This window comes from Rhodococcus sp. PvP016 (assembly GCF_017832185.1).
In the GTDB taxonomy this organism is placed as follows: Bacteria; Actinomycetota; Actinomycetes; order Mycobacteriales; family Mycobacteriaceae; genus Rhodococcoides.
In genome coordinates this window covers 4,181,767-4,208,213 of sequence record NZ_JAFIBH010000001.1, presented here as the reverse complement: position 1 = coordinate 4,208,213, position 26,447 = coordinate 4,181,767, and the positions used below count along the sequence as shown (strand labels likewise).

Sequence of the window (26,447 nt, the reverse complement as noted above, 5' to 3'; positions counted from 1 at the left end):
CCCCGCGGAGGACGGGGAACAGCAGAGCATGTCCTCTCCGGCTCCGCTCTGGGTGTTCGCCGATCAGCTCGGCCCCCACGTCCACTCGTCCGAGGAGATGGTGGACCGCGACGTCGTCATCATCGAGTCCGCACGCGCGCTGGGACGTCGACGGGGTCATCGGCAGAAGGCCCACCTGTTGCTGAGCGGCATGCGGCACCTCGCCGAGGAGTTGGGCGATCGAGCGACGTACATCCGTGCGGACACCTACCGCGAGGGACTCGCTCGCGTAGGGCGCCCGGTCGTCGTGCACGAACCGACGTCACGGCGGGCCGAGGCCTTCGTCCGTCGTCTTGCCGACGAGGGCCTGGTCGAGGAGATCGTGCCGACCCCGACGTTCGCTCTGTCCCGTGCGGACTTCGCCGACTGGGCGGGCGGCAAGAAGGCGTTCCTCATGGAGAACTTCTACCGAGAGCAGCGCCGCCGGTTCGACATCCTGATGGACGGTGAGAACCCGGTGAGCGGAACCTGGAACCTCGATGCGGAGAACCGAGAGAAGCCGCCGAAGAAGCGGACGACCCTCGGTGTTCCCGAACCGTGGTGGCCCGAGGAGGACGACATCGACGCCGGCGTGCGCAAGGATCTCGACGCCATGGACGTCGACTGGTCCGGGGAGGACGGACCGCGTCTCTTCGCCGTCACCGCAGCCGAGGCGGCGTCGGCGATGGAGACCTTCGTGGCCACCCGCCTCGCCACGTTCGGTCCCTACGAGGACGCGGTGATGGCGGCGGACTGGACCATGTCGCACTCGCTGTTGTCGGTGCCGTTCAATCTCGGTGTTCTGCACCCGTTGGACGCGGCGCGCGCTGCCGAGCAGGCCTACCGGGACGGCACGGCCCCGCTGGCGAGCGTCGAGGGGTTCGTACGCCAGATCCTCGGGTGGCGCGAGTACGTGTGGCACCTCTACTGGCATCTGGGCGAGGACTACATGCGCACCAACGCCCTCGATGCCGACACTCCGCTGCCCGGATGGTTCCAGACCCTGGACGCGGAGGAGGTCACCGCCGCGTGTCTGTCCGACGCTCTCGCCGGCGTGCACGATCGCGGGTGGGTGCACCACATCCCACGCCTGATGATCCTGGGAAACCATGCGCTGCAACGGGGGTACGACCCGCGGGCGCTCACCCGGTGGTTCACCGAGCACTTCGTCGACGGGTACGAGTGGGTCATGCCCGTCAACGTCTTCGGCATGAGTCAGCACGCCGACGGAGGAGTGATCGCGACCAAGCCCTACACGTCCGGCGGCGCGTACATCGACCGGATGACCGACCACTGCAAGGGCTGCGCGTTCGACCCGAAGAAGCGGGTCGGCGAGGACGCGTGCCCGTTCACGGCGGGGTACTGGGCCTTCACGCACAAGCATCGCGAGCGGCTGGCGAAGAACATGCGCACACGTCGAGCGGTCAGTTCGATGGAGCGGCTCGGCGACATCGACGAAATCATCGAGCAGGAGCGGCACCGGACCTCTTTCTGAACTCGAGGTCGACCTCGAGTTCGCGGACCCTGGAAGCCCGTCACCCACCACGCATGCCTACTATCTGAATGATGCGGGTCACAGACAAGGTCGCCATCGTCACGGGAGGTGGCGCCGGGATCGGCGCCGCCCTCGCCACTGCACTGGTCGAGGCCGGGAACTCGGTCCTGGTCGCCGATCTCGACGGGGCGGCCGCCGATGCGGTCGCCGCACGACTGGGGGAGCGGTGCATCGCCGTCGGCGGGGACGTCGCCGACGACGCGGTGATCGCCCTGATGATCGAGCGGGTCGAGGAGGCGTTCGGGCCACTCGACATCTACATCGCCAACGCCGGGACGACGGCAGGGATGGGACTCGACAGCACCGACGCCGCCTGGGACACCGCGCTGTCGGTCAACGTGCTCGCCCATGTGCGCGCAGCGCGCGTGGTGATCCCGCGATGGATCGAGCGCGGAACGCACGGCTACTTCCTGTCCACCGCGTCCGCGGCGGGGCTGCTCACCCAGATCGGATCGGCCACCTATTCGGTGTCCAAGCATGCGGCCGTCGGCTTCGCCGAATGGTTGTCGGTCACCTACGGCGACAAGGGCATCGCGGTGAGCTGCCTGTGCCCGATGGGCGTCAACACGGCGCTCCTGAACTCGGGCTTCGACAGTGACGCCGAGGGCGCCTCGGTGGCGGCCTCCGCCGTGACCGGCGCCGGCACCGTCCTCGAACCGGAGGACGTCGCTCGCATCGTCCTCGAGGCGATGGAGACCGAGAAGTTCCTCGTTCTTCCGCACCCCGAGGTGCTCACGTTCTACTCGCACAAGAGTGCCGACTACGACCGGTGGATCGCCGGGATGCGTCGGTACCGGACCTCACTCGAGACGGCCGCACGGCCAGGACAGGATCGCTGACATGGATTTCGCGTACTCGGATCGGTGCAAGGACTACCAGCAGCGCCTGCTGGCGTTCATGGAGGAGAAGGTCTACCCGGCGGAGGCGGTCTACGCCCAGCAGATCCTGGAGTCCGGTGATCCGCACTTCCAGCCGCCGATCCTCGAAGAACTCAAGGCCGACGCCAAGTCTCGCGGCCTGTGGAACCTCTTCCACCCGGATCCCGCCTACGGCCCCGGCCTGACCAACGCCGAGTACGCGCCGCTCGCGGAGATCATGGGCCGCAGCCCCGCGATCGCGCCCGAGGCCTGCAACTGCGCCGCACCCGACACCGGCAACATGGAGGTGTTCACCCGCTTCGGCACGGACGAGCACAAGGAGAAGTGGCTCGCCCCCCTGCTCGAGGGCACCATCCGCTCGGCCTTCGCCATGACCGAACCCGATGTCGCCAGCTCCGACGCGACCAACATCGCGATGTCCATGGTGGCCGACGGCGAGGACTGGATCCTGAACGGCCGCAAGTGGTGGACTTCCAACGCCCTGCACCAGAACTGCAAGGTGTTGATCGTGATGGGCAAGACGGCGCCCGAGGCGTCGACGTACGAACAGCAGTCGATGATGGTCGTGCCGATCGACGCGCCCGGCGTCACCGTCCTGCGTGGCCTGCCGGTGTTCGGCTACCAGGACCGCGAGGGCCACGCCGAGGTCCTGTTCGAGAACGTCCGCGTCCCCGGCAAGGACGTGCTCGCCGGACCGGGTGCCGGCTTCATGATCGGCCAGGCACGTCTCGGCCCCGGCCGAATCCACCACTGCATGCGTGCGATCGGAATGGCCGAGCGCGCACTGGAACTGATGTGTGACCGTGCGTCGTCCCGCGTGGCGTTCGGCAAGCCGATCGCGGCGCAGGCCAACATCCAGGACTGGATCGCCGAAGCCCGCATCGACATCGAGATGGCCCGCCTCCTCACGCTCAAGGCCGCCTGGATGATGGACGAGTTCAGCAACAAGGAAGCGCGCGTGGAGATCGCGGCCATCAAGGTCGCCGCGCCCGCGATGGCCCTGAAGATCGTCGACCGCGCCATCCAGGTGCACGGCGGCGGCGGTGTCTCCGACGACTTCCCGCTCGCCAGCATGTACGCCCACCTGCGGACGCTGCGTCTCGCCGACGGTCCGGACGAGGTGCACAAGCGGACCATCGCGCGCACCGAGCTCGCGCCCTACCGCAAGGTCGACAAGTGAGTACCGGAACCACGCCGGGCCTCGACGACGGTGCGGTGACGGCGTGGATGGAGAGCCTCGACATCGGGGTCTCGGGGCCACTGACCTTCGAGCGCATCGGCAACGGGCAGTCCAACCTCACGTTCGCCGTCACCGACGCTGCCGACGGCCGGTGGGTGCTGCGCCGCCCGCCGCTGGGCACGCTGCTGGCGTCGGCGCACGACGTCGCCCGTGAGTACCGCATCCTGTCCGCGCTGCAGGACACCGCGGTGCCCGTGCCGACGACGATCGCGCTGACCGACGACCCCGCTGTCACCGATGCGCCCCTCGTGCTGATGAGTCATGTCGACGGGTTGGTCGTCGACAGCCCGGCCGTCGCGGGAACGCTGTCCGAGGAGCGTCGACGGGCCATCGGTGAGGCGATGCCGGCGACGCTCGGAAAGATCCACGCCGTGGATCTGGAGAGCACCGGCCTGGTGGATCTCGCCAGTCACAAGCCCTATGCCGCACGGCAACTGAAGCGGTGGTCCGCTCAGTGGGAACAGTCGAAGACGCGGGAGGTCCCGGACATCGAGCGGCTGGCCACTGCGCTGGCGGCGTCGGCCCCGGAGCAGACCGAGGTCTCGTTGGTGCACGGCGACTTCCATCTGAGCAACATCATCACCAGCGGAGCCGGCGAGGGAAACGTCGACGACGCCATCGTCGCGGTGGTCGACTGGGAGCTGTGCACGCTGGGCGATCCGCTCGCCGACGTCGGAGCGCTGCTGGCCTATTGGTCGGAGGCCGACGACGACAACGTGGGCATGTTCATGTCCTCCACGTTGCCGGGCTTCCCGAAGAGGAACGAGTTGGTCGACCTCTACGCCGCCGCCACCGGCCGCGACGTCTCGGCTGTGGGGTACTGGCACGCTCTCGCGCTGTGGAAGCTGTCCGTCATCGCCGAGGGCGTCATGCGCCGGGCCATCGACGACGAGCGCAACCGGGCCCGCGACGGTTCGCCGACGACGGATCTGGTGGACGGCATCATCGGCCGCGCCGTCGCCACGGCGGAGGAAGCCGGGATCCTCTGAGTGGGCTCCGCCCCCGTGCGCCTTTCGCGTACCCCTGGATACGCGAAAGGCGCACGAGGAGCGCCGGCCCTCAGGCGCGTCGGGTGAGGCCCAGTCGGACGACGAGGCCGAGCACGAGCGCCCAGAAGGCCGAGCCGATCCCCGCGATCGCCACACCCGAGGCGGCGACCACGAACGTGATGGCCGCGGGCACCCGGTCCGCCTCGGTGCTCAGCGCGGCGGCCAGCGAGGCCGCGAGGGTGGCCAGCAACGCCAGCCCGGCAACGGTTTCCACGATGCCGGCCGGCGCGAGGGCGACGAGGGTCGCCAGCGCCGCAGAGGCGAACGCGAGGGCCAGATACGACGCCCCGGCAGCCACCGCCGCGATCCACCGACGATCCTTGTCCGGGTGCGCGTCCGGGGCGGCCGCGAGGGCTGCGCTGATGGCAGCGAGGTTGACGGCGTGAACACCGGCGGGTGCGGTGATCGCCGTACCGACACCGGTGACGGTCATCGAGGCTCGCCACGGCACCGCGTAGCCGAAAGAGGCCATGACGGCCGTTCCCGGGATGTTCTGCGACGCCATCGTCACGATGTAGAGCGGCAGCGCGATGCCGATCAGCGCCTGCCAGGTCCAGGTGGGTGCGACGAGGTCGAGGCTGGGTAGCAACGATCGGGCGCCGATCTCGGTGTCGCCCGTCGTGAGCGAGATGCCGATGACCACGGCGGCGACGGCGAAGGCCGCCGGGACCGCCCAGCGCGGCGAGAAGCGCAGCAGCACGACCCACGTGACGACGACAGGGGCGACCGCCGCGGGGTTGTCCGCGAGGGCCCGCACGGGTTCGAGACACAGTGGCAGGATGACGCCGGCGAGCATCGCCTGCGCCAGAGACACCGGGATCGCCGCGATGACGCGACCGAGGCCGGACCACACCCCGGTGAGCACGATCGCGATGCCCACGGTCACGAACGCGCCCACGGCCGCCGGCCATCCGCCGACCACCGCTCCGGTACCCGCGAGCAACGCGGCACCGGGCGTGGACCAGGCCAGCGTGATCGGGATGCGGTATCGCAGAGCCAGACCGGTGATCCCGAAGGCCATGACGAGAGACATGGCGAACAGTCCCGACGCAGCCTGCGCCTCGCTCGCACCCACCGCACGCAGTCCCGTGAGCACCACGGCGAACGAACTGGTGAAGCCGACGAGCGCCGTGACCACACCCGCGCCGATCGGCACGGCGAGGGACACCCGGCCGGGGGCGGTCACTGTCCGAGTGCCTCGACGACCGCGCGGATCTCGGCGGGGACCGGTGTCGGGCGGCGGGTCTCGGCGTCCACGTAGACGTGCACGAACCGTCCCGCCGCCGCCGGGGTCAGGTCGTCGCCGTCCACCCGGAAGATGCTCAGCGCGTACACGATCGAGGTGTTGCCGAGCCTCTCGACGGCGATGCCCACCCGCAGGTCGTCGGGAAAGCTCAGTTGGCTGAGGAACCTGCAGGACGTCTCGGCCACCACTCCGATGGCCGAGAGTGTGCGGATGTCGAGGCCGGTGCTCTGCATGAGCCACCCGTTCACCGCGGTGTCGAAGTACGAGTAGTAGGTGACGTTGTTGACGTGCCCGTAGTGGTCGTTGTCCTCCCAACGGGTGGCGACGGGCCACAGGACGGGGCAGTCGGCTGCGGACGGGGCTGGGCTCTCGGTCATGCGGGTGAGGATTCCATCCCCGTGCGCCTTTCGCGTGTCCCAGGGTGCGCAAAAGGCGCACGGGGCGCAGCCACGGTAGTAAGTTGGACGGGACCAGTCCGTACCGCTCGCGCCACAGATCGCTCCGGTCGCGCCGATTCTCGGGAGTACACGCCGTGGTGATGCCCGTCCACCTTCGCGACAGTGCCGTACCCAAGCACGAGCAACTGCGCGCGATCCTGCTGCACCGGTGCACCAAGGAGCTGCAGCCGGGCGATCTCATGCCGAGCGAACGGCGCCTCATGGAGGACTACGGGGTCAGTCGGATCACCGTGCGCGAGGCCATCGGTCAGCTCGTCAACGAGGGCCACCTGGTGCGGGTGCGCGGCAAGGGCACGTTCGTCGCCAGCCGGCCCGTCCAGTCGAGGCTCCATCTCGCGTCGTTCTCGGAGGAGATGCGCGCGCAGGGTCTCGAGCCCACCACGGTGGTTCTCTTCGCACGGCTCGAGGATCCGTCGGTCGCCACCATCCGTGCACTGGACATCGCCGCGGGTGGCAAGGCGTACCACATCAAGCGGCTGCGACTGGCGGACGGAGAGCCCGTCAGTGTCGACGACGGGTGGTACGACGCCGCCGTGCTGCCGGGTCTCGTCGATCTCGATCTGAGCAAGTCCATCTACGACGCGGTGTCCTCCCACTACGGGCAGACCATCGACCGCGCCGAGCAGACGGTCAGCGCGACGGCGGCCGACAACGACACCGCGACACTGCTGGGGACGAAGCGTGGGGCGCCGGTGCTGTACTTCGACCGCGTGTCCTTCAGCGGTGACCGGCCGATCGAACACACGGAGAGCTGGTACCGCTGCGATCGGTATCAGCTCACGATGGAGGTCCAGGGCGGACGGCGGCCGGCACGGCGCTGACGCCGTTCGCTCGTACACTCCGGTCGAGGCGTTCCATCCGCAGATCGAAAGGCTACTTCGTGCCCACTCCCCATTCGCTCACCGGTCGCACCATCGTCGTGACGGGAGCGAGCGACGGGATCGGGCGCATCGCTGCGCGGACCCTGGCAGAACGTGGTGCGGAGGTGCTCGTCGTGGGCCGCTCACCGGAGAAGACCGCCGCCGCGGCCTTGGAGATCGGTGGTCGCGCCTTCGTGGGGGACTTCGCCTCGTTCGACGACGTACGACGGGTCGCGGACGAGCTCCGGAATTCCGTCGATCACATCGACGTCCTGCTGAACAATGCGGGTGGAACGTTCGATCCGTCGAAGCGCACCGCCGACGGGCACGAGCCGAACGTCCAGATCAACCATCTGTCGCCGTTCCTGCTCACCCACCTGCTGCTCGACCGACTCGGCGGTCCGGCGGGCAGTCGCATCGTCAACACGTCGTCCGTGGGCAACCTCGGTGGACGAATCGACCTGCAGGACATCGCCTACGATCACTCCTCGCCGGCCGAGTTCCGCGCCTACTGCACCAGCAAGCTGATGAACATCGGCTTCACCCGCGGCGCCACGGAGCGATGGTCCGACCGCGGCATCACGTCGGTGGCCGTCCATCCCGGAGCGGTGCGCAGCAACTTCGGCAACGCCAACGTCCTGTTCCGGGTGATCTACCGGACCCCGCTGAAGTACGTGGCCTCGATCAGCGCCGAGTCGGGCGCCGAGCCGTTGGTGTCGGTGGCGGTCGACAAGCCGGACGCCGAGGTCGCCGGGATCTACTACAGCCGCCACAAGGCTCGCGGTCGCACGAACGGGCAGGTCGACGATCCCGCCGTGGTCGACGGGCTGTGGACCGAGTCGGAGAAGCTGGTCGGGCTGGCCTGACCCGGCCCGTCAGAGGGTGAAGAGCGCCTCGCCGGCAGTGACGGACGACCCGACCGACGGCGTCGCGATGGAGTCCGCGGCCGAGTCCATCACGACGACGGGGCACACGTCGTCGAATCCGGCGGCGGCGACGGCGGCCGGGTCGTAGCGCACGACGACGTCTCCCGCCGACACCGAATCCTTCTCGGCCGCGACGAGTTCGAAACCCTCGCCCTTCATCGTCACGGTGTCGATACCGACGTGCACCAGCACTCCCTTCCTGTGCTCCGTCAGAACCACGAAGGCGTGAGGGTGCAGCTTGAGGATGCGACCGGACACGGGAGAGTGGACGTCCACCATTCCGGTCGTCGGAGCGGGTCTGACAGCCACGCCGGCGCCGACCATCTGCGAGGAGAACACCGGGTCGGGGACGTCGGCCAGTGCGATGACGGTGCCCGCGAGCGGGCTGCCCACGGCGGTGTCGGTCACAGGAGGTCGTCGATGTCCTCGGCGAGGGTGTCCGCCTCGGGCCCGACGATGACCTGCACGGCCGTCCCCTTGTGGAAGACCCCGTGTGCTCCGGCGGCCTTGAGAGCGGCCTCGTTCACGAGTGCTCCGTCTCGCACCTCGGTGCGGAGCCGCGTGATGCAGGCTTCGATCTCGACGATGTTCCCGGCTCCTCCGAGCCCGGCGACGATGGCGTCCGCCTTGGACATGCGGTGCTCCTTCCGCTCGGTGACCCGCCCCCCTGCGCGATGCGATGCCGGTGGGCGTACTCACACTTTCTGTTTGACATCAGGCTTTCACCTGGTCAAACTACAACTGGTTATGACCGGACAGTACCCGTGATGGAACCGGTCCACAACACACACGAGAAGAAGGTCGCCATGGCCGGCACGACTGCCACCGGGAACACCGCACCACAGACGCCCACCGAGAAGAAGGACTCCCGCGCACTCGCCGGGTTGCAGCGATTCGGGCGCAGTCTCATGCTGCCCATCGCCGTGCTCCCCGCCGCGGGCATCCTGCTCCGCATCGGCCAGCCCGATCTGCTCGGACGCTTCACCCCGCTCGAGACCACCGCGTCGGTCATCTCCGCCGCCGGGCAGTCGGTCTTCACGTGGCTGCCCCTCATCTTCGCAGTCGGCATCGCGATCGGCTGGGCGAAGAAGTCGGACGGCTCCACCGCGCTGGCCGCGGTGGTCGGCTACATGGTGGTCGACGGCGTCTTCACGGCCATGTCGCCGGTGGTGCTCGACGGCGAGGTGGACGCGAACGGCGACCCTGCCGTCATCGACTACGGCGTGCTGGCCGGCATCATCATCGGTCTGCTCTCCGCCGTGCTCTGGCAACGCTTCTACCGCCAGAAGCTGCCCGACTACCTGGGCTTCTTCAGCGGCCGACGCCTCGTCCCGATCCTGACGGCGATCACCGGTCTCGTGGTCGGCGTCCTGATGTCCTTCGTGTACCCGCTGTTCTACAGCGCCCTGAACTGGGTGGGCACCACCGTCGCCGATCACTCTGTCGTGGGCAGCGGAATCTACGGTTTCGCCAACCGCATGCTCATCCCGACCGGCCTGCACCACATCCTCAACTCCGTCGTGTGGTTCCTCGTCGGCGACTACACGGACGCGAGCGGACAGATCGTCCGAGGCGACCTCAACCGCTTCTTCGCCGGTGACCCGAGCGCCGGAGTGTTCATGACCGGCTTCTTCCCGATCATGATGTTCGCGCTGCCCGCCGCCGCCTTCGCCATCTACCGCAATGCGAAGCCGTCGCAGAAGAAGCTCGTCGGCGGCATCATGCTCTCGACCGGTCTCACGGCCTTCGTCACCGGTATCACCGAGCCGCTCGAGTACTCGTTCATGTTCGTCGCCTGGCCGCTCTACATCGTGCACGCCGTGCTGACGGGTACCTCGATGGCGTTGACCAACGCACTGGGAATCCACGACGGCTTCTTCTTCTCCGCGGGCGGTATCGACTACCTGCTGAACTACGGGATCGCCACCAAGGCATGGCTTCTCATCCCGATCGGTCTGGTCTACGCCGTCATCTACTACGTGCTGTTCAGCTTCGTCATCAAGAAGTGGAACCTGCGCACGCCCGGACGTGAGGACGACGTGACCCTCGACGACGCCGCCGTGACCACCGGCGCACCGGCGGCCACCACCGCATCGACGGACGCCACCGACGCCACGACCGCGCCGACGGACGAGCCGGCCGGCGGCGGCTCGGCGTGACTCTCCTCCGCGGGCGCGTCGTCCTGGTGGACGGCGTGCTCGAGGACGGGGTGGTGGAGTTCGAGGACGATCGGATCGTCCGGGTGGGCCCGGCCCGCGAGTGGACGGACATCGCCGTCCCGCCGTCGTCCTCGACGATTCTGCCGGGCATGGTGGACGTGCACTGTCACGGCGGCGGGGGAGCAGGCTTTCCCGATGCCACGGCCGACGCCGTCGATGCCGCTGTCGCGCATCACGTGTGCAGCGGGACGACGACCATGCTCGCCTCACTCGTGTCCGCCCCGCGCGAGGTGCTCGTCGACAGGACGACACTGCTGTCGGACCTGTGGCGGCGCGGCGACATCGCGGGCATCCACCTCGAAGGTCCGTTCCTTGCCCGCAGCCGTTGCGGTGCACAGGATCCCGCGGCGATCGTCCCGGGCGATCCGAGTCTCCTCGACGCCGTTGTGGCGGCAGGCGGGGGAGCCGTGCGGTCGATGACGCTGGCACCGGAGACCGCGAATCTGGACGCCCTTGCTCGGGTGATGGCCGAGAACGACATCCGTCCGAGCGTGGGCCACACCGACGCCGATGCGGCCACGGTCACGGCAGCGCTGGCGCGTCTGACCGGGCGCGTGAGCGCCACCCACCTGTTCAACGGGATGCCGCCGCTGCATCATCGGGCGCCCGGACCGGTCGCCGCGTGTCTCGCAGCGGCGGGACGCGGCGAGATGGTGCTCGAACTCATCGGCGACGGAGTGCATCTCGACGCCTGGACGGTCGCCATGGTGGTCGACCTCGTCGGACCCGACGGCGTCGTGTTCGTCTCCGACGCCATGGCCGCGGCCGGGATGAGGGACGGCCCTTACCGATTGGGCTCGCTCGACGTGACGGTGGCGGACGGGGTGGCGCGACTGACACAGGACGGCGATGAGCCGGGAGCCATCGCGGGCGGAACGTCGACGGTGCTCGACATCGTGCGACGGGCGGTGACCGAGTCGGGCGTCGACCTGGTGTCGGCGGTGCGCATGGGGGCGACCACACCGGCTCGGTTCCTCGGCCTGCAGGACACGGTGGGGCGCCTGGCGGCCGGGATGCGCGCGGACATCGTGATCACCGATACCGATCTGACCGTGACGAGCGTCGTGAGGCGCGGACGAGTGGAAGTGGGTGTGCCGGATGGAGATCGTCATCCGTGACGACGCAGCGGCGGTGCACCGCACCGTGGCGGACATCGTCGAACGCAGGGTTCGGCAGGGCGCCGCGGTGTTGGGCGTGGCGACGGGGTCCACCCCGTTGGGGACGTACCGGGAGCTCGGTCGGCGGCATCGCGAGGAGGCGTTGTCGTTCGCGTCCTGCCGGGCGTTCCTCCTCGACGAGTACGTGGGCCTGCCGGGCAACCATCCGCAGTCGTACCGTTCGGTGATCGCCACGGAGTTCGCTGCGGAGATCGACATCGACCCGGATGCCATCGATGGTCCGAACGGCGAGGCGGCGGACATCGCGGCCGAGTGCGCTCGCTACGACGCCGCGATCACCGCGTCGGGCGGCGTGGACGTGCAGCTGCTGGGCATCGGGTCCGACGGCCACATCGGCTTCAACGAACCGGGGTCCTCGCTGGTCTCTCGCACGCGGGTCAAGACCCTCACGCGCCGCACACGGGAGGACAACGCGCGCTTCTTCGACTCCGCCGACGAGGTACCGCATCACGTGATGACCCAGGGTCTGGGCACGATCCTCGAGGCCCGCCATCTGGTCCTCGTCGCACTCGGCGAGGGGAAGGCGGAGGCACTCGCCGCGTCGGTGGAGGGACCGCTGGCCGCGTCCTGCCCGGCGTCGGTGATCCAGATGCATCCGCACGTGACCGTGGTCGTCGACGAGGGCGCGGCGTCGGCGCTGGGGTCGAGTGACTACTACCGGTACGCGTTGTCGGAGAAACCCACATGGCAGTACTTCTGATCGTCGGACGTCCTGTCCTTAGAGTGAGCGGATGAGCTTGTCGAAGCTGCGCGCGCGTCTCCGCGGATCCACCGTTCTCGTCACCGGCGCGAGCTCGGGACTGGGTGCCGATTTCGCACGGCGCTTCGCGTCCCTCGGGTGCGACGTCGTGCTCGTCGCCCGGCGACTCGATCGCCTCGAGGAGCTGGCGACGGAGATCTCCTCCCGGCACGGTGTCACCGCCACCCCGGTCGCCGCGGACCTCGCCGTGCCCGGTGCAGGATCGGCGCTGAAGGCGACTCTCAGTCACCGCGGCATCACGGTGCACTCGCTGGTCAACAATGCGGGGTTCGGCACGCACCAGCCGTTCGTCGAGGAGGATCCGGTGACGCTCGGCAACGAGATCGCCGTGAACATCGGCGCGGTCGTCGATCTCTCGCGTGCGTTCCTGCCGGACATGATCGAGCACGGCGCGGGTGTGCTGATCACGCTCGCGAGCACGGCGGCGTACCAGCCGCTCCCGGGAATGGCCGTCTACGCGGCGAGCAAGGCGTTCGTGCTCAGCTTCACCGAGGCGCTGGCCGTCGAGACGCGCGGCACCGGTGTCACCGTCATGGCGGTCTCGCCGGGTCCCACCGAGACCGAGTTCTTCGAGGTGCTCGGCGGTACGGACGCCGCGTTCGGGAAGATGCAGACGTCGGAACAGGTCATGGACACGACGTTCGCGGCGCTCGCGGCGAAGCGGCCCCCGGCCTCGGTGGTGTCCGGAGTGAACAACAAGCTGCAGTCGGCCGGTGTGCGGTTGCTACCACGCCGCGCCGCCCTCGAGGTCACCGCCAGAATGTTCCGGAAGTAGTCGGCTGGTCGAAGGACCTCAGCGCCGACTGAACTCCGAGGCCCGCTGGATCTGCTCGGTGCGCAGGCGCACGCCGGTGTACAGGGTGAACTGTTCCGCGGCCTGCAGCGCCACCACCTGCGCACCGGTGATCACGGGCTTGCCGGCGGCGCGGGCCGCGAGGATCAGCGGTGTCTCGGACGGCACCGCGACCACGTCGACGACGGCGCGAGCGGCGCCGATCTGCTCGGTGGCGAACGGCAGCGCGTCGGAGTCCGGACCGCCGGCCATCCCGACGGGTGTCACGTTGACGAGGACGTCGGCCGCGACCTCGTCGGCGGTGGCCGACCAGCCGTAGCCGTATTTCTCGGCGAGGGCCGGTCCGGTTCTCTCGTTGCGCGCCACGACAGTTCCCGTGGTGAAGCCCGTGTCCCGCAGGGCGGCGACGACGGCCTTGGCCATGCCGCCACTGCCCGTGACCGCGACCGACCACGCCGGGTCGAGACCGGCCTCGCGGACGAGGTCCGCGACGGCCTGGTAGTCCGTGTTGTAGGCGTGCAGCACGCCGTCCTCGTTGACGATGGTGTTCACCGAGTCGATCGCGGACGCCGAGTCGTGCATGACGTCGACGTGCTCGATGCACGACTCCTTGAACGGCATGGACACTCCGCAGCCGCGAATTCCGAGCGCACGGATTCCGGCGACGGCCGCGGGGAGGTCGGTGGTGGTGAACGCCTTGTAGACGAAGTTCAGATCCAGCTCGTCGTAGAGGTAGTTGTGGAACCGGGTCCCGATGTTGCTGGGCCGCCCCGACAACGACATGCAGAGCTGGGTGTCTTTGGTGAACACACGCGACATGTCGGGCAGCGTAACGGTTCCCCCGACGGCTCGGGTTCGGACGGAGTCAGGGGCAGGAGTTCGACACCGTGGTCAGCACGTCCCGGTCGGCCACGGTGACGGGAAGCCCGTACCGGACGGCCACCGTGAGGAACCGCCCCGCGTAGTAGCAGTGGTACGCGCCGTTGGGAGGCATCCAGTCCGAGGGGGTCTTGTCGCTCTTCGACTGGTTCTCCGGACCCGACACGGCCATGAGGTTGTACGTGATGTCGTTGGCGAAACGGATGCGCTGATCGAGCGGCCACTGCCAGGCGCCCATGTCCCACGCCGCCGCCAGCGGGTAGGTGTGGTCGATCTGCACGTCGCCCGCGCTCTGCTTGCTGAACGGCAGCACCGATCCCGTGAACGGATCGTTCAACGATCCCGCCACGACGACGCAGTCGTTGGTCCCGGGCCGGAACTGCACGTCGGTGAGCGCGAGCTGCAGCACGTTGTCGCGGGTGCCGCAGCCGTCGTGTCCGCCCGGGCCGTCGTAGTCGTCGGTCCAGGCGGGACCGAAGACGCACCCGTCCCCGGCCTTGCAACTGCGCTCGTACCCCGGCACGTCGGGCCGTGAGTCCACGACGGTGACCTGCGCGAGCAGTGACTCGATCGTCGTCGCGGGGGGACTGCCCGGTGCGGGAGTGGGCGCGCCCAGCAGCGTCGAGCAGCCGGTGAGGACGGCCAGGACCATCGCGGCGACGAGCGCGGACGCGAGACGCCGCGTCGGCCGGGTCGAGGAGAAGGTCACGAGGAGCGAGTATGCCGGGTGGGTCCGACAGGACGCGGGACGTTCTGCACAGGCCTCGCAGTGATTGGATGACACCATGCTCCACGGCCTCTGGACCCCCGGTCGAGGCCTGATGTTGTGGGAGGACGACGACGCCCCGAGCGGCGACCGTCACTCCGCCGACACGCTGGAGCTCCCGCCTCACCTGGCCAAGGTGATGTCCCGACGGATGCGGCACCGTGTCGACGTCACCCTGCCGACGCCGCGGGGACATGTGGCGGTGTCGATGCCGTCGATCGCGCTGGCGCCGTCGGACGCAGCCGAACTGCTGTTGCGCGTTCCGCCGCACCACCCCGCGATCTCCGGGGATCTGCGCTATCTCGCCCTCGTGGTGGCCGGGGTCGAGCGGTGGGTCCGTGCCGCGCGAGTGGTCCCGGTGCAGGTGCGGTTCGAGTCGCAGTGGTGGCTGCGGTGGCGACTGGTCGGCGGGGAGCCGCAGCGCGCGTGGCGCGCGGAACTGGCGGCCGCGATGCCGCCGGTGCAGAGTGCGGAGGGCGGGGCGCGCGCCGTCCTCGACGACCTGCTCGCCGAGGTGACGGATCCGATCGTGCGCCGCGTCATCGGACGTCCCGGAGTCGAGCACCCGCTCCTGTGGTCCCTCGTCGAGGAGGAGCCGTACGAGGAGGGATCGGCTCGCTCCGAGGCGGCACTGGAGCAGTGGCGGGCGAGCCTGCGCGGTGACGAGCCCGAGCTGGTCCTGCGGCTGACCGAACCGGACGACGACGAGGAGTCCGGGGAGCCGTTGTGGCCGCTCGAGGTGTTGCTGCGTCCGGACGGCGAGGCGCCGACGCCGGTGGTGGTGCACCGCGGCGGGGCGCCGGGTGTGCGCGACGCGGAACTGTTCCGGGTAGCGGTGGCGAAGCTCGGCGAGGCGATGGCCGCGTACGAGCCGCTGCGCTCGATGGCGACGGACTCCGGCTCGCTCGACATGCTGCTGCCCACGGCGGCGGTGACCGACTTCGTGCTGCACGGGGTGGAGAAACTGCGTGCCGTCTCGGTCGGGGTGTTGCTTCCGCGGGCGTGGAGTCGACTCGACGCGTCGTTGCGGTTGAAGGTCGACTCGCCGCCGTCGCCCACCGCTGAGAACCGGGCGGTGGGGTTGGACGAGATCGTCTCGTACGACTGGCAACTGGCCATCGGCGACATGGAACTGACGCCGGAGGAGATGGCCCGGCTCGCGTCCACGAAGGGCGACCTGGTGCGACTGCGCGGCACCTGGGTGCAGGCCGACGGAACCGCCCTGAGCCGAGCGATCGAGTACGTGAAGAAGCAGAACCGGGACCGCGCCCTGCCGCTCGCCGCGGTGCTGGGGCAGTTGTCCGCCGAGAGGCCGCCTCCGGTCCCCGTCGAGCGGATCGAGGCCACGGGCTGGGCGCAGAAGCTGCTCGACCCGGACCGCCGGCCGGAACCGGTGGAGGTGCCCGACTCGGTGCACGCGACGCTGCGGCCGTATCAGCAGCGCGGTGTCGAGTGGCTCGCCTTCATGAGTTCGGCCGGCCTCGGGGCGGTGCTGGCCGACGACATGGGGTTGGGGAAGACGCTGCAGCTGCTGGTTCTCCTGGCGCACGAGCGATCGGCGACGCCGACGTTGCTCGTCGCGCCCATGTCGGTGGTGGGCAACTGGCAGCGCGAGGCGGCGAAGTTCGTACCGACTCTGCGCGTGCTGGTGCACCACGGGCCGGATCGCGCGACGGGGGACGACCTGACGGCTGCGGTGCGCTCGCACGATCTGGTGGTCACGACGTACGCACTGCTGGCCCGTGACGTGGGCGAACTGTCTGCGCAGACCTGGCGACGGGTGGTGCTCGACGAGGCCCAGCACGTCAAGAACAGCAGTACGGCGCAGGCCCGCGCGGCGCGGGCGATTCCCGCGGCGCACCGGATCGCGTTGACGGGCACGCCCGTGGAGAACCGGCTGGACGAGCTCCGGTCCATCTTCGACTTCTGCAACCCCGGCATCCTGGGCACCCCGGCCACGTTCCGGGCGCGCTTCGCGATCCCGATCGAACGCGAGAAGGAGGAGACCGCCGTGGCCCGGCTGCGCTCCCTCACGTCACCGTTCGTTCTGCGACGGGTGAAGACCGACAAGACGGTCATCGCGGATCTGCCCGACAAGTTCGAGATGACCGTGCGATCGAACCTCACCGCCGAGCAGGCGAGCCTGTACCAGGCCGTCGTCGACGAGATGATGCGACAGATCGCCGAGAGCGAGGGCATGGCGCGCAAGGGTGCGGTACTCGGCGCGCTGACCCGGCTCAAGCAGGTGTGCAATCACCCGGCGCACTTCCTCGACGACGGGTCGACGGTGTTACGTCGTGGCAAGCACCGTTCCGGCAAGCTCGCACTCGTGGACGACATCCTCGACTCGGTCCTCGGCGACGGCGAGAAGGCGTTGTTGTTCACCCAGTTCACGGCGTTCGGCTCGATGGTGGCGCCGTACCTCGAACGCCGGTTCGGCGTTCCCGTCCCCTTCCTGCACGGTGGCGTGAGCAAGGGCCGACGGGACGCGATGGTCGAGGAGTTCCAGTCCGCCGGCGGTCCCCCGATCATGCTGCTCTCGCTCAAGGCGGGTGGCACCGGGCTCAACCTGACTGCTGCCAATCACGTGGTGCACCTGGACCGGTGGTGGAATCCGGCGGTGGAGAACCAGGCGACGGATCGTGCGTTCCGCATCGGCCAGCGCAAGGACGTCCAGGTGCGCAAGCTGTTGTGCGTCGGCACCGTGGAGGAGCGCATCGACACCATGCTGACCACCAAGAAGGATCTGGCCGATCTCGCGGTGGGCTCCGGCGAGAGTTGGATCACCGAGTTGTCGACGGGGGAGTTGCGCGACCTGCTCACGCTCTCCGAGGACGCGGTGGGCGACTGATGGCGCAGTTCGACCAGTTCGGCCCTCGGCGGCGGATCCCGGACGGCATCGCGGCGAAGACCTCTCGGGGCGCCTTCGGTCGCACGTGGTGGGGCAAGCAGTTCGTGGAGACCATCGAGTCGATCGCCGATGCAGGGCGGCTCTCGCGCGGACGGACGTACGCCCGCGGCGGGCAGGTGATCTCCCTCGAGCTCCGGCCGGGGCGGATCGACGGCGACGTCCAGGGCAGTCAGGTGGAGCCGTTCTCGGCGTCCGTGAGCATCGCTGTCCTGGATCCGTTCGACATGGACGCGCTGATGTCCGACGTGCAGGAGTCGCCCGGCATGCTGACCGAGCTTGCCTCCGGCTCGGTTCCGCGGGCGCTGGGGCCGCGGCTGCTGCTGTCGAGTGCGTCGCAGCTCGATTTCGACTGCACCTGCCCCGACAGCGGGTGGCCCTGCAAGCACGCCGCGGCGCTGACGTATCTCGCCGCGGAGCGGATCGACGAGGACCCGACGCGCCTGCTGGCGCTGCGCGGAGTCGACCTCGATGCCCTGGTGGGGTTCGTCGAGGACGCGGAGGCGACGGTCGATCCGGACGATCATTTCGGCGACGCGACGACGCTGCCCGCGCTGCCGGACCCGCTGTTCTCGCCGGCGGCGGACGATCTCGAGGCGTCGTTGCTGCGCATCGCGTTGCGGACGGCGGACGTCGACGAGCGGGGGGTGCGGTCCGCGATGGCGGAGCTCGACGCGCTCTATCGGCGGATGGGCGGGGCGTGATCCTGGACATACATGGACGTCCGACTATAGGATCACCTCACTCAACGACGACGAAGGTGGATCCGTGACCCGAGAACTGACGCACTACATCGGTGGACAGCACGTGGCGGGGGAGTCGGGCCGTTTCTCCGACGTCTTCGACCCGAACACCGGCGAGGTGCAGGCCCGCGTTCCTCTCGCCAGTACGGCGGAGGTCGAGGCTGCCGTGGCGGACGCCGAGGAGGCACAGGTCGAGTGGGCGCTGCAGAACCCGCAGAAGCGCGCCCGCGTCCTGATGCGCTTCCTGGCCCTGATCAACGAGAACATGGAGCCGCTCGCCCAGCTGCTCTCCTCCGAGCACGGCAAGACCGTGGCCGACGCCAAGGGCGACATCCAGCGCGGCCTCGAGGTCGTCGAGTTCGCCACCGGCATCCCGCATCTGCTCAAGGGTGAGTTCACGGCGAGTGCCGGAACGGGTATCGACGTGTACTCGATGCGTCAGCCTCTCGGTGTCGTCTCCGGCATCACCCCGTTCAACTTCCCGGCGATGATCCCGCTGTGGAAGGCCGCGCCCGCCATCGCCTGCGGCAACGCGTTCATCCTCAAGCCGTCCGAGCGGGATCCCTCCGTGCCGCTGCGGCTGGCCGAGCTCTTCCTCGAGGCCGGCGGCCCTCCCGGCATCTTCAACGTCGTCAACGGCGACAAGGAAGCAGTGGACGCGATCCTGACCGACCCCCGCATCAGCGCGGTGGGCTTCGTCGGATCCACGCCCATCGCCCAGTACATCTACGAGACCGCCGCCGCGCACGGCAAGCGCGCCCAGTGCTTCGGTGGCGCCAAGAACCACGCTATCGTCATGCCCGACGCCGACCTCGACGAGGTGGCCGACGCACTGATCGGCGCCGGCTACGGCAGCGCGGGCGAGCGCTGCATGGCGATCTCAGTCGCGGTACCCGTCGGCGAGGAGACAGCGGAGGCCCTGCGCGCCAAGCTGGTCGAGCGTGTCGAGAAGCTCAGCGTCGGACGCAGCGACGACGCAGGCAGCGACTTCGGACCGCTCATCACCGCCGAGGCCGTTCAGCGCGTCACGGACTACGTGCAGATCGGCGTGGACGAGGGTGCGGATCTGGTGGTCGACGGCCGTGGCTTCTCCCTCGCCGGCCACGAGAACGGGTTCTTCACCGGCGCAACGCTGTTCGACAAGGTGACGACGGACATGCGCATCTACAAGGAGGAGATCTTCGGACCGGTGCTGCAGATCGTGCGTGCCGCCGACTACGAGGAGGCTCTGCGCCTGCCGTCGGCCCACGAGTACGGCAACGGTGTCGCGATCTTCACGCGCGACGGTGACACGGCGCGCGACTTCACCGCGCGGGTGAACGTCGGCATGGTCGGCGTCAACGTCCCCATTCCGGTGCCGATCGCCTACCACACCTTCGGTGGCTGGAAGCGGTCCGGATTCGGCGATCTCAATCAGCACGGCCCGGATTCGGTGCGGTTCTACACCAAGACCAAGACGGTCACCCAGCGGTGGCCCAGTGGCCGCAAGGAAGCAGTGGCGCAGAACCACTTCGTCATCCCGACGATGGACTGACGGTGGCGGACATCTTCGCGCTCGACGAGGACGAACGCGCGATCAGCGAGACGGCAGCGGATTTCGCCGCGGAGTTCCTCGCTCCGAACGCCGTGGAGTGGGACCGGACCAAGCACTTCCCGGTCGACGTCCTGCGCAAGGCCGCCGCTCTCGGTATGGGCGGGATCTACATCGCCGAGGACGTCGGTGGCTCCGGTCTGCGCCGCGTCGACGCCGTGCGGATCTTCGAGAAGCTGGCCGCCGGTGATCCGTCGATCGCCGCGTACCTGTCGATCCACAACATGGTGGCGTGGATGATCGACACGTACGGCTCCGACGATCAACGGCGACAGTGGCTTCCGGCTCTGTGCTCGATGGAGACCCTGGGCAGCTACTGCCTCACCGAACCGGGCGCCGGATCCGACGCGGCCGCATTGTCGACCAAGGCGGTGCGCGACGGTGACACCTATGTCCTGAACGGCGTGAAGCAGTTCATCTCGGGTGCCGGCGAGTCCGCCGTCTACGTCGTCATGGCACGCACCGGCGGGCCCGGCCCGTCCGGCATCTCCGCGTTCGTCGTCGAGAAGGACACGCCGGGACTGTCGTTCGGTGCCAACGAGGCCAAGATGGGCTGGAACGCGCAGCCCACCCGCCAGGTGATCCTGGAGGACGTCACGGTGCCCGCCGAGAATCTCCTCGGCGGCGAGGGCAACGGGTTCCGCATCGCGATGAACGGTCTCAACGGCGGTCGTATCAACATCGCGGCGTGCTCGCTGGGCGGCGCGACGGCGGCTTTCGACGCCGCGGTGTCCTACCTCGCCGACCGTCGTGCCTTCGGATCACGGCTGCTCGACGCGCAGGCCCTGCAGTTCCGCCTGGCCGACATGCGGACAGATCTCGAGGCGGCCCGGGTCCTGCTCCTGCGCGCCGCGAGTGCTCTCGACGCCGATGCTCCCGACAAGGTGCAGTTGTGTGCGATGGCGAAGAAGTTCACCACCGACGTGGGCTTCACCGTGGCCAACGACGCGCTCCAGTTGCTCGGTGGCTACGGCTATCTCAGTGAGTACGGTCTGGAGAAGATCGTCCGCGATCTCCGAGTGCACCAGATCCTGGAAGGAACGAACGAGGTCATGCGAATCGTCATCGCCCGATCGGTGGTGGGTGCCGCGTGAGCGACACCGCCACGGAGAACTCCGACGTCCTGCTGACGGTCGACCGCGGGGTCGGCACGGTCACCCTGAACCGGCCGCGCGCCATCAATGCGCTCAGCCACGCGATGGTGCGCGACATCGACGCGGCGCTCGTGCGGTGGGAGGACGACCCGTCGGTGCGCGCCGTCCTGATCACCGGCAACGGTGAGCGCGGACTGTGCGCCGGCGGCGACATCGTCGCGATCCACGACGACGCGAAGACGAAGGCAGGCGAGAACTGGCCGACGGGGTCCGCCACCGCGCAGTTCTGGCGGGACGAGTACGTCATGAACTCGCGGATCAACCGGTACGGCAAGCCGATCGTCGCTCTGATGGACGGTGCGGTCATGGGCGGCGGAGTGGGTATCTCCGCTCACGCGACGGTCCGCATCGTGACGGAGAAGTCGAAGGTCGCGATGCCCGAGGTCGGCATCGGCTTCGTTCCGGACGTCGGCGGGACGTATCTCCTCGCCCGGACGCCCGGCGAGATCGGCACCCACCTCGCGCTGACCACCGCGCGCATGACGGCGGGCGACGCCGTCGCTGCCGGATTCGCCGACCACTACGTGCCCACCGAGGATCTGCCGGCGTTCGTCGAGGCTCTGCACACGGGCACCGTCGACACCGCGCTGTCGCTCGTCTCGCCCGTTCCCGAGTCGGCTCTGGCGGCGCAGCGTGAGTGGATCGACGCGGCCTACACGGGCGACGACGCGGCGAGCATCGTCGCGCGGTTGCGCGCCGACGGTCGCGACGAGGCCGTCGCGGCGGCCGACGCGATCGAGACGAAATCCCCCACGTCGGTGGCGGTCACGCTCCGCTCACTGCGCCGCGCGGCCGCGGCGTCGTCGCTGGACGAGGTACTCGATGACGAGTACCGCGTGTCCATCGCCTGCCTGGACAGCCCCGACCTCGTCGAGGGCATCCGCGCGCAGGTGGTGGACAAGGATCGGCAACCACGCTGGACGCCTGCCCATCTCGACGACGTCACCACCTCCGACGTCGATCGTTTCTTCGCACCGCTCGGCGACGCCGAGTTGGGTCTGACGTCCGCCGCGGCGGACTCCGTCTCGAAAGGACCACAATCGTGAGCACCGTGATCGCCTTCCTGGGGCTGGGGCACATGGGCGGGCCGATGGCGGCCAACCTCGCCGCGGCCGGCCATGACGTCCGAGGCTTCGACCTCGTTCCCGCCTCGCTCGACCAGGCACGGGCGAAGGGAATCACGGTCGCCGAGTCGGCCGCCGACGCCGTGGCGGGTGCCTCGGTGGTGGTGACGATGCTGCCCAGTGGCAGGCACGTCCTCGACTGCTATGCCGACGTCGTCCCCACCGCCGATGCCGGCACGCTCTTCATCGACTCCTCGACCATCGACGTGGCCGACGCCCGAACGGCGGCCGACGTCGCGCGGGCCGCGGGCCATCGAGCCGTCGACGCTCCCGTCTCGGGCGGCGTCGGTGGGGCCACCGCGGGCACGCTGACGTTCATGGTCGGCGGCGACGATGCTGCCGTCGCCGAGGCGAATCCGCTGCTCGAGATCATGGGTCGCAAGATCGTGCACTGCGGACAGAGCGGCAACGGCCAGGCGGCCAAGCTGTGCAACAACATGATTCTCGGGGTCTCCATGATCGCCGTCAGCGAGGCCTTCGTACTCGGGGAAAAGCTGGGGCTCACCAATCAGGCACTGTTCGACGTCGCCAGCACGGCATCGGGACAGTGCTGGGCGTTGACCACCAACTGTCCCGTTCCGGGGCCGGTGCCGACGAGTCCCGCGAACAACGACTACACGCCAGGGTTCGCCGCAGCGTTGATGCGCAAGGATCTGGGTCTCGTGTCGGAGGCCGTGCGCGCCAACGGTGTCGAGGCGCAGCTGGGCATGCTGGCCTCGGCGATGTACGAGGCGTACGCCGCCGAGCACGGGGACAGGGACTTCTCCGGCATCGTGCAGGACATCCGCGAGCGTTCGGGCGGCACCGCGTGAGCGACATCGAGACACCGAAGTTCGAGACGATCGCGGTCGAGACCAGGGGCCGTGTCGGTGTCATCACGCTCGATCGCCCGAAGGCGCTGAATGCGTTGAACTCTCAGCTGATGATCGAGGTGGTCGCCGCGGCCGTGGCGTTCGATCGTGATCCGGCTGTCGGGGCGATCGTGGTGACCGGCTCCGAGAAGGCGTTCGCGGCCGGTGCCGACATCAAGGAGATGCAGTCCAAGACCTACATGGAGGTCTACACGCAGGACTTCTTCTCCGAGTGGGACGCGTTCGCCGCAGTGCGTACGCCGACCATCGCCGCCGTGGCGGGCTACGCCCTCGGCGGGGGATGCGAGCTGGCCATGATGTGCGACATCCTGATCGCCGCGGACACGGCTCAGTTCGGCCAACCGGAGATCGCTCTGGGGGTGATCCCCGGAATCGGTGGCTCGCAACGGTTGACACGTGCCGTCGGCAAGGCCAAGGCGATGGAGATGTGTCTGACCGGCCGCAAGATGGGCGCCGAGGAGGCGGAGCGAGCAGGGCTCGTGTCGCGGATCGTGCCGGCGGCCGATCTGCTCGCCGATGCGCTGGAGACGGCCGAGACGATCGCCGCGAAGTCGCTGCCCATCGCCGTCATGGCGAAGGAAGCCGTGAATCGGGCGTTCGAATCGACTCTGGCAGAGGGTGTCCGGTTCGAGCGTCGCCTGTTCCACTCGACGTTCGCCACCGACGATCAGACCGAGGGCATGACTGCCTTCACCGAGAAGCGTCAGCCGGTGTTCCGCCACCGCTGATCCGGCCGTACCGAGATCCGGTGCGACTCTCCTCGCCGAGCGAGGGGAGTGGCACCGGATCTCTGCTGTCACCAGCCGGACGTGTCCTCGTCGTCGAAGTCCCCGGCGCGCCGACGGACTCCCGCGAGGATGGACACCAGTCTGTCCAGATCCGCACCCGCGACTCCGGGGAGCCCGAACACGCGGTCGTTGAGATCTTCCGTCGCCTTGACCGCCAATTGCCGTCCAGCCTCGGTGATCTCGACGAGTGTGGTGCGGCGATCCGTGGGGTGCGGCACCCGCGTGACCAGGTCCGCCTTCTCCAACCTGTCGACGGCGTTGGTCACCGACGTGGGGTGGACCTGCAGGCGTGCGCTGGCCTTCGCCATCGGCAGCGCGCCGGTCTTCGTGAAGGTGAGGAGGGTCAGCAACTCGTAGCGAGCGAAGGTCAGCCCCGTGGGCTTGAGGACCTCCTCGACGCGCGCCATCATGATCTGCTGGACGCGCATGATGGACGTGACCGCAGCCATGCCGTCGGCGGCGTCCGACCATCCGTGGCGGATCCACTGACGGTGAGCTTCCGCGATGGGGTCCAGCGGAAGCTTCGGCGCTGACGACATGTGTCGATCTTCCCACGTTCACACGGCGGAGCGACTCGGCGCGCAACCGAGTCGATCGCCACAACCGTCACATCTGCATCATGCGACACTTTGGTATCAATGCAGTCTCGACGACCGTGACCTGACGAAACCCGTGATCGAATCGGACCACACGGTTCCCACGGGACCGCACGCGCATCTCGATCCCGAGATCGTCGACCCCGAGCCATTCAGGAGCATGCATGCGTACATTCCGTCGGCCTCGTCGAACGGTGGCCGCCCTGGCCATCGCCTGCGCCGGAGCGCTCGCGCTGCCGGCCGTCGCCTCTGCCGATCCGGCGCCCGCGCCCGACCCGTTCCAGCAGGCGCTGGCCACTCTCGAGGGATCCGCTGCGCCGGGGGACGTCGCCCTCGAGGCAGCGCGCGCCGTGCTGGGTGCCGCACCGTCGGTCGATGTCGCGGAGCCCGCCGGTACGAACCCGCTGGCGCTGCTGGACGCTGCGAACGGACTGCTCAGCGGCTTCGGTCTCACACCGTTCTTCTACCCGACGGCCGCGATCAACTGCTCCGCGCTCCCGGGTGCGCCGCTCGGCATCGTGCCCGCGGTCGCCGGCTCGGCTCCCGGCCCGTACACGCCGAAGGTGCCGGGTGTCACCATTCCGAACCTGCCCGGCATCGACACGACCATCGCTGATCCGGGCGAGACGCTGTACGCCTTCGTTCCGGCGCCCGGCGGCATCGTGAACGACGGGGCGAACAAGTCCGGCATGCAGGTGGCGTGGTTCAACGTCAACTCGTTGAAGGGCGGCTTCGCCGATATGGGCGGGCTCACCGATGTCGTCCTCGCGGAGATCGTCGAGCCGCTTCCGGAGCCGTTCCGCACGGCCGGTCGCGACCTGCTGAACAACAACCTGTCGAAGTTCCCGAACGCGGGTGTCCGCCTGGCACCCGTCGCCACGGGCTCGGGCACCGTGCTGTCGGCGATCTTCGGCCAGGTCTCGCACGACGGCAAGACCTGCGCGTTCTTCCCGACGGTGGGGCTCACTCAGGTTCCCTGATACCGGACGCACGAGAAGAACGGGCATCGACCACTGTGGTCGGTGCCCGTTCTGCGTTACGGTCGCGGCATGACGGAGGGGACGGTGCGGGAGTGGCGGGCCGACGGGATCCACGGCGTCGTCCACGAACCTGCCGGTGCACCCGTCGCGACGGCGGTGCTCGCCCACGGAGCGGGAAGCAACTGCGACGCAGCGGTTCTGGTGGCCGTGGCCACCGAACTCGCGGACCGTGGAGTACTGACGGCGCGGATCGATCTCCCGTTTCGTCAGGCGCGGCCCAAGGGCCCGCCGAATCGAGCCGGGGCCGCCGCTGATCGTGCCGGTATCGCCGCCGCGGTGCGGGCGCTGGGTGCGCGGGGGCCGGTGATCGTCGGGGGTCACTCGTACGGCGGCCGCCAGGCCTCGATGCTCCTCGCCGAGGACCCCGGCATCGCGGACGCTCTTCTCGCACTGTCTTATCCGCTGCACCCGCCGACGAAGCCGGACACCCTGCGGACCGAGCACTTCCCGGCCATCGCCGCGCCGACTGTGATCGTGCACGGCTCGCGGGACACGTTCGCCACCGGCGACGAACTGCGCGAGCACACGGCGCTGATCGGGGGAGCGGTGACCATCGTGACGATCGAGGGAGCGGGACACGACCTGGCTCCCGCGAGAAAACCGACGGCACGGCTGACGGCCGACGCCGTGATGACGGCGCTCGTGGCGAACACGTGACAGCGCTCGCGCCGCGCGAGTGATGGGTGCCCCCGGCAGGATTCGAACCTGCGGCCTTCCGCTCCGGAGGCGGACGCTCTATCCCCTGAGCTACGGGGGCGCATCGGAGCGAACTCCGATGTGCCGTTTCGGGCGGTGCCAACAGTAGC

26 protein-coding genes and 1 tRNA gene are annotated in these 26,447 nt (G+C 68.9%); 19 read left to right on the top strand and 8 right to left on the bottom strand.

The annotated features are described in order from the left end of the window. Positions 1-28: 28 nt before the first annotated feature. The 4 genes from JOE30_RS19690 to JOE30_RS19675 all read left to right on the top strand — a co-directional run bounded on the left by JOE30_RS19690 (position 29) and on the right by JOE30_RS19675 (position 4,680). Positions 29-1,513, top strand: a complete 1,485-nt coding sequence (locus JOE30_RS19690; RefSeq protein ID WP_204868661.1) for a cryptochrome/photolyase family protein — start codon at positions 29-31, stop codon at positions 1,511-1,513. 71 nt (positions 1,514-1,584) lie between these two features. Then, positions 1,585-2,412, top strand: coding sequence for an SDR family oxidoreductase (locus tag JOE30_RS19685; RefSeq protein ID WP_204868660.1), 828 nt, complete (start codon positions 1,585-1,587; stop codon positions 2,410-2,412). A 1-nt stretch (position 2,413) separates the two neighbouring features. Continuing rightward, positions 2,414-3,631 (top strand): acyl-CoA dehydrogenase family protein, encoded by a 1,218-nt coding sequence (locus JOE30_RS19680; RefSeq protein WP_204868659.1) that lies wholly within the window; start codon positions 2,414-2,416, stop codon positions 3,629-3,631. Between the two features lie 47 nt (positions 3,632-3,678). Next, positions 3,679-4,680: a phosphotransferase family protein gene (locus JOE30_RS19675; RefSeq protein ID WP_204870581.1), complete on the top strand. Its 1,002-nt coding sequence runs from the start codon at positions 3,679-3,681 to the stop codon at positions 4,678-4,680. Positions 4,681-4,750: 70 nt separating this feature from the next. Here JOE30_RS19675 and JOE30_RS19670 read toward each other — a convergent pair whose 3' ends face one another. Next, positions 4,751-5,926, bottom strand: a complete 1,176-nt coding sequence (locus JOE30_RS19670; RefSeq protein WP_204868658.1) for a benzoate/H(+) symporter BenE family transporter — start codon at positions 5,924-5,926, stop codon at positions 4,751-4,753. Beyond that, entirely contained in the window at positions 5,923-6,363 is a 441-nt protein-coding gene (locus JOE30_RS19665) for a thioesterase family protein (RefSeq protein ID WP_204868657.1), read from the bottom strand. Before JOE30_RS19665 ends, JOE30_RS19670 begins: the two co-directional genes overlap by 4 nt. Positions 6,364-6,521: 158 nt before the next feature. Here JOE30_RS19665 and JOE30_RS19660 point away from each other — a divergent pair, with 158 nt between their 5' ends. Beyond that, positions 6,522-7,265: a GntR family transcriptional regulator gene (locus JOE30_RS19660; protein ID WP_204870579.1), complete on the top strand. Its 744-nt coding sequence runs from the start codon at positions 6,522-6,524 to the stop codon at positions 7,263-7,265. 59 nt (positions 7,266-7,324) lie between these two features. Beyond that, a complete protein-coding gene (locus JOE30_RS19655; RefSeq protein ID WP_204868656.1) occupies positions 7,325-8,170 on the top strand; it encodes an SDR family NAD(P)-dependent oxidoreductase in 846 nt (281 codons plus the stop codon). 9 nt (positions 8,171-8,179) lie between these two features. Here JOE30_RS19655 and JOE30_RS19650 read toward each other — a convergent pair whose 3' ends face one another. Together JOE30_RS19650 and JOE30_RS19645 are read right to left on the bottom strand one after the other, a co-directional pair. Next, positions 8,180-8,638, bottom strand: a complete 459-nt coding sequence (locus tag JOE30_RS19650; protein WP_204868655.1) for a PTS glucose transporter subunit IIA — start codon at positions 8,636-8,638, stop codon at positions 8,180-8,182. After that, a complete protein-coding gene (locus JOE30_RS19645; RefSeq protein WP_204868654.1) occupies positions 8,635-8,865 on the bottom strand; it encodes a glucose PTS transporter subunit EIIB in 231 nt (76 codons plus the stop codon). The genes JOE30_RS19650 and JOE30_RS19645 overlap by 4 nt, the downstream gene beginning before the upstream one ends. 273 nt (positions 8,866-9,138) lie before the next feature. Between JOE30_RS19645 and JOE30_RS19640 the strand changes: the two genes are divergently transcribed. The 4 genes from JOE30_RS19640 to JOE30_RS19625 are packed head-to-tail and all read left to right on the top strand — an operon-like array spanning position 9,139 to position 13,162. Then, positions 9,139-10,389 (top strand): PTS transporter subunit EIIC, encoded by a 1,251-nt coding sequence (locus JOE30_RS19640; RefSeq protein WP_371831731.1) that lies wholly within the window; start codon positions 9,139-9,141, stop codon positions 10,387-10,389. Next, positions 10,386-11,567, top strand: coding sequence for an amidohydrolase family protein (locus tag JOE30_RS19635; protein ID WP_307806252.1), 1,182 nt, complete (start codon positions 10,386-10,388; stop codon positions 11,565-11,567). Before JOE30_RS19640 ends, JOE30_RS19635 begins: the two co-directional genes overlap by 4 nt. Continuing rightward, positions 11,548-12,327, top strand: coding sequence for a glucosamine-6-phosphate deaminase (gene nagB, locus JOE30_RS19630; protein ID WP_204868653.1), 780 nt, complete (start codon positions 11,548-11,550; stop codon positions 12,325-12,327). The genes JOE30_RS19635 and nagB overlap by 20 nt, the downstream gene beginning before the upstream one ends. A 31-nt stretch (positions 12,328-12,358) precedes the next feature. After that, complete coding sequence (locus tag JOE30_RS19625; protein WP_204868652.1) at positions 12,359-13,162, top strand: SDR family oxidoreductase; 804 nt, start codon at positions 12,359-12,361, stop codon at positions 13,160-13,162. 18 nt (positions 13,163-13,180) lie between these two features. Here the strand turns inward: JOE30_RS19625 and JOE30_RS19620 are convergent, their stop codons facing one another. Both JOE30_RS19620 and JOE30_RS19615 read right to left on the bottom strand, forming a co-directional pair. After that, on the bottom strand, positions 13,181-13,999 hold the full coding sequence (locus JOE30_RS19620; protein WP_204868651.1) for a shikimate 5-dehydrogenase: 819 nt from the start codon (positions 13,997-13,999) through the stop codon (positions 13,181-13,183). A gap of 46 nt (positions 14,000-14,045) precedes the next feature. After that, on the bottom strand, positions 14,046-14,711 hold the full coding sequence (locus JOE30_RS19615) for an HNH endonuclease family protein (RefSeq protein ID WP_204870575.1): 666 nt from the start codon (positions 14,709-14,711) through the stop codon (positions 14,046-14,048). 133 nt (positions 14,712-14,844) lie between these two features. Here JOE30_RS19615 and JOE30_RS19610 point away from each other — a divergent pair, with 133 nt between their 5' ends. The 7 genes from JOE30_RS19610 to JOE30_RS19580 all read left to right on the top strand — a co-directional run bounded on the left by JOE30_RS19610 (position 14,845) and on the right by JOE30_RS19580 (position 23,945). Beyond that, positions 14,845-17,676 carry a DEAD/DEAH box helicase gene (locus tag JOE30_RS19610; RefSeq protein ID WP_204868650.1) on the top strand — a complete coding sequence of 944 codons (2,832 nt, stop codon included), beginning with the start codon at positions 14,845-14,847 and terminating at the stop codon, positions 17,674-17,676. After that, a complete protein-coding gene (locus JOE30_RS19605) occupies positions 17,676-18,437 on the top strand; it encodes an SWIM zinc finger family protein (protein WP_204868649.1) in 762 nt (253 codons plus the stop codon). The genes JOE30_RS19610 and JOE30_RS19605 overlap by 1 nt, the downstream gene beginning before the upstream one ends. Positions 18,438-18,501: 64 nt before the next feature. After that, a complete protein-coding gene (locus tag JOE30_RS19600; RefSeq protein ID WP_204868648.1) occupies positions 18,502-20,010 on the top strand; it encodes a CoA-acylating methylmalonate-semialdehyde dehydrogenase in 1,509 nt (502 codons plus the stop codon). 11 nt (positions 20,011-20,021) lie between these two features. Next, a complete protein-coding gene (locus JOE30_RS19595; protein ID WP_027507241.1) occupies positions 20,022-21,161 on the top strand; it encodes an acyl-CoA dehydrogenase family protein in 1,140 nt (379 codons plus the stop codon). Further along, positions 21,158-22,267 (top strand): enoyl-CoA hydratase/isomerase family protein, encoded by a 1,110-nt coding sequence (locus tag JOE30_RS19590; RefSeq protein WP_204868647.1) that lies wholly within the window; start codon positions 21,158-21,160, stop codon positions 22,265-22,267. The genes JOE30_RS19595 and JOE30_RS19590 overlap by 4 nt, the downstream gene beginning before the upstream one ends. Next, positions 22,264-23,157 (top strand): 3-hydroxyisobutyrate dehydrogenase, encoded by an 894-nt coding sequence (gene mmsB, locus JOE30_RS19585; RefSeq protein ID WP_204868646.1) that lies wholly within the window; start codon positions 22,264-22,266, stop codon positions 23,155-23,157. The genes JOE30_RS19590 and mmsB overlap by 4 nt, the downstream gene beginning before the upstream one ends. A 5-nt stretch (positions 23,158-23,162) precedes the next feature. Then, a complete protein-coding gene (locus JOE30_RS19580) occupies positions 23,163-23,945 on the top strand; it encodes an enoyl-CoA hydratase (protein WP_204870574.1) in 783 nt (260 codons plus the stop codon). A gap of 68 nt (positions 23,946-24,013) precedes the next feature. On the opposite strand, the gene JOE30_RS19575 is transcribed toward JOE30_RS19580, so the two are convergent. Then, a complete protein-coding gene (locus tag JOE30_RS19575) occupies positions 24,014-24,544 on the bottom strand; it encodes a MarR family winged helix-turn-helix transcriptional regulator (protein ID WP_027507237.1) in 531 nt (176 codons plus the stop codon). A gap of 221 nt (positions 24,545-24,765) precedes the next feature. Between JOE30_RS19575 and JOE30_RS19570 the strand changes: the two genes are divergently transcribed. Then, entirely contained in the window at positions 24,766-25,581 is an 816-nt protein-coding gene (locus tag JOE30_RS19570; RefSeq protein WP_204868645.1) for a hypothetical protein, read from the top strand. Positions 25,582-25,650: 69 nt separating this feature from the next. After that, positions 25,651-26,298: an alpha/beta family hydrolase gene (locus JOE30_RS19565; protein ID WP_204868644.1), complete on the top strand. Its 648-nt coding sequence runs from the start codon at positions 25,651-25,653 to the stop codon at positions 26,296-26,298. A gap of 27 nt (positions 26,299-26,325) precedes the next feature. Here JOE30_RS19565 and JOE30_RS19560 read toward each other — a convergent pair. Then, a tRNA-Arg gene (locus JOE30_RS19560) sits at positions 26,326-26,398 on the bottom strand. Positions 26,399-26,447: the final 49 nt, after the last annotated feature.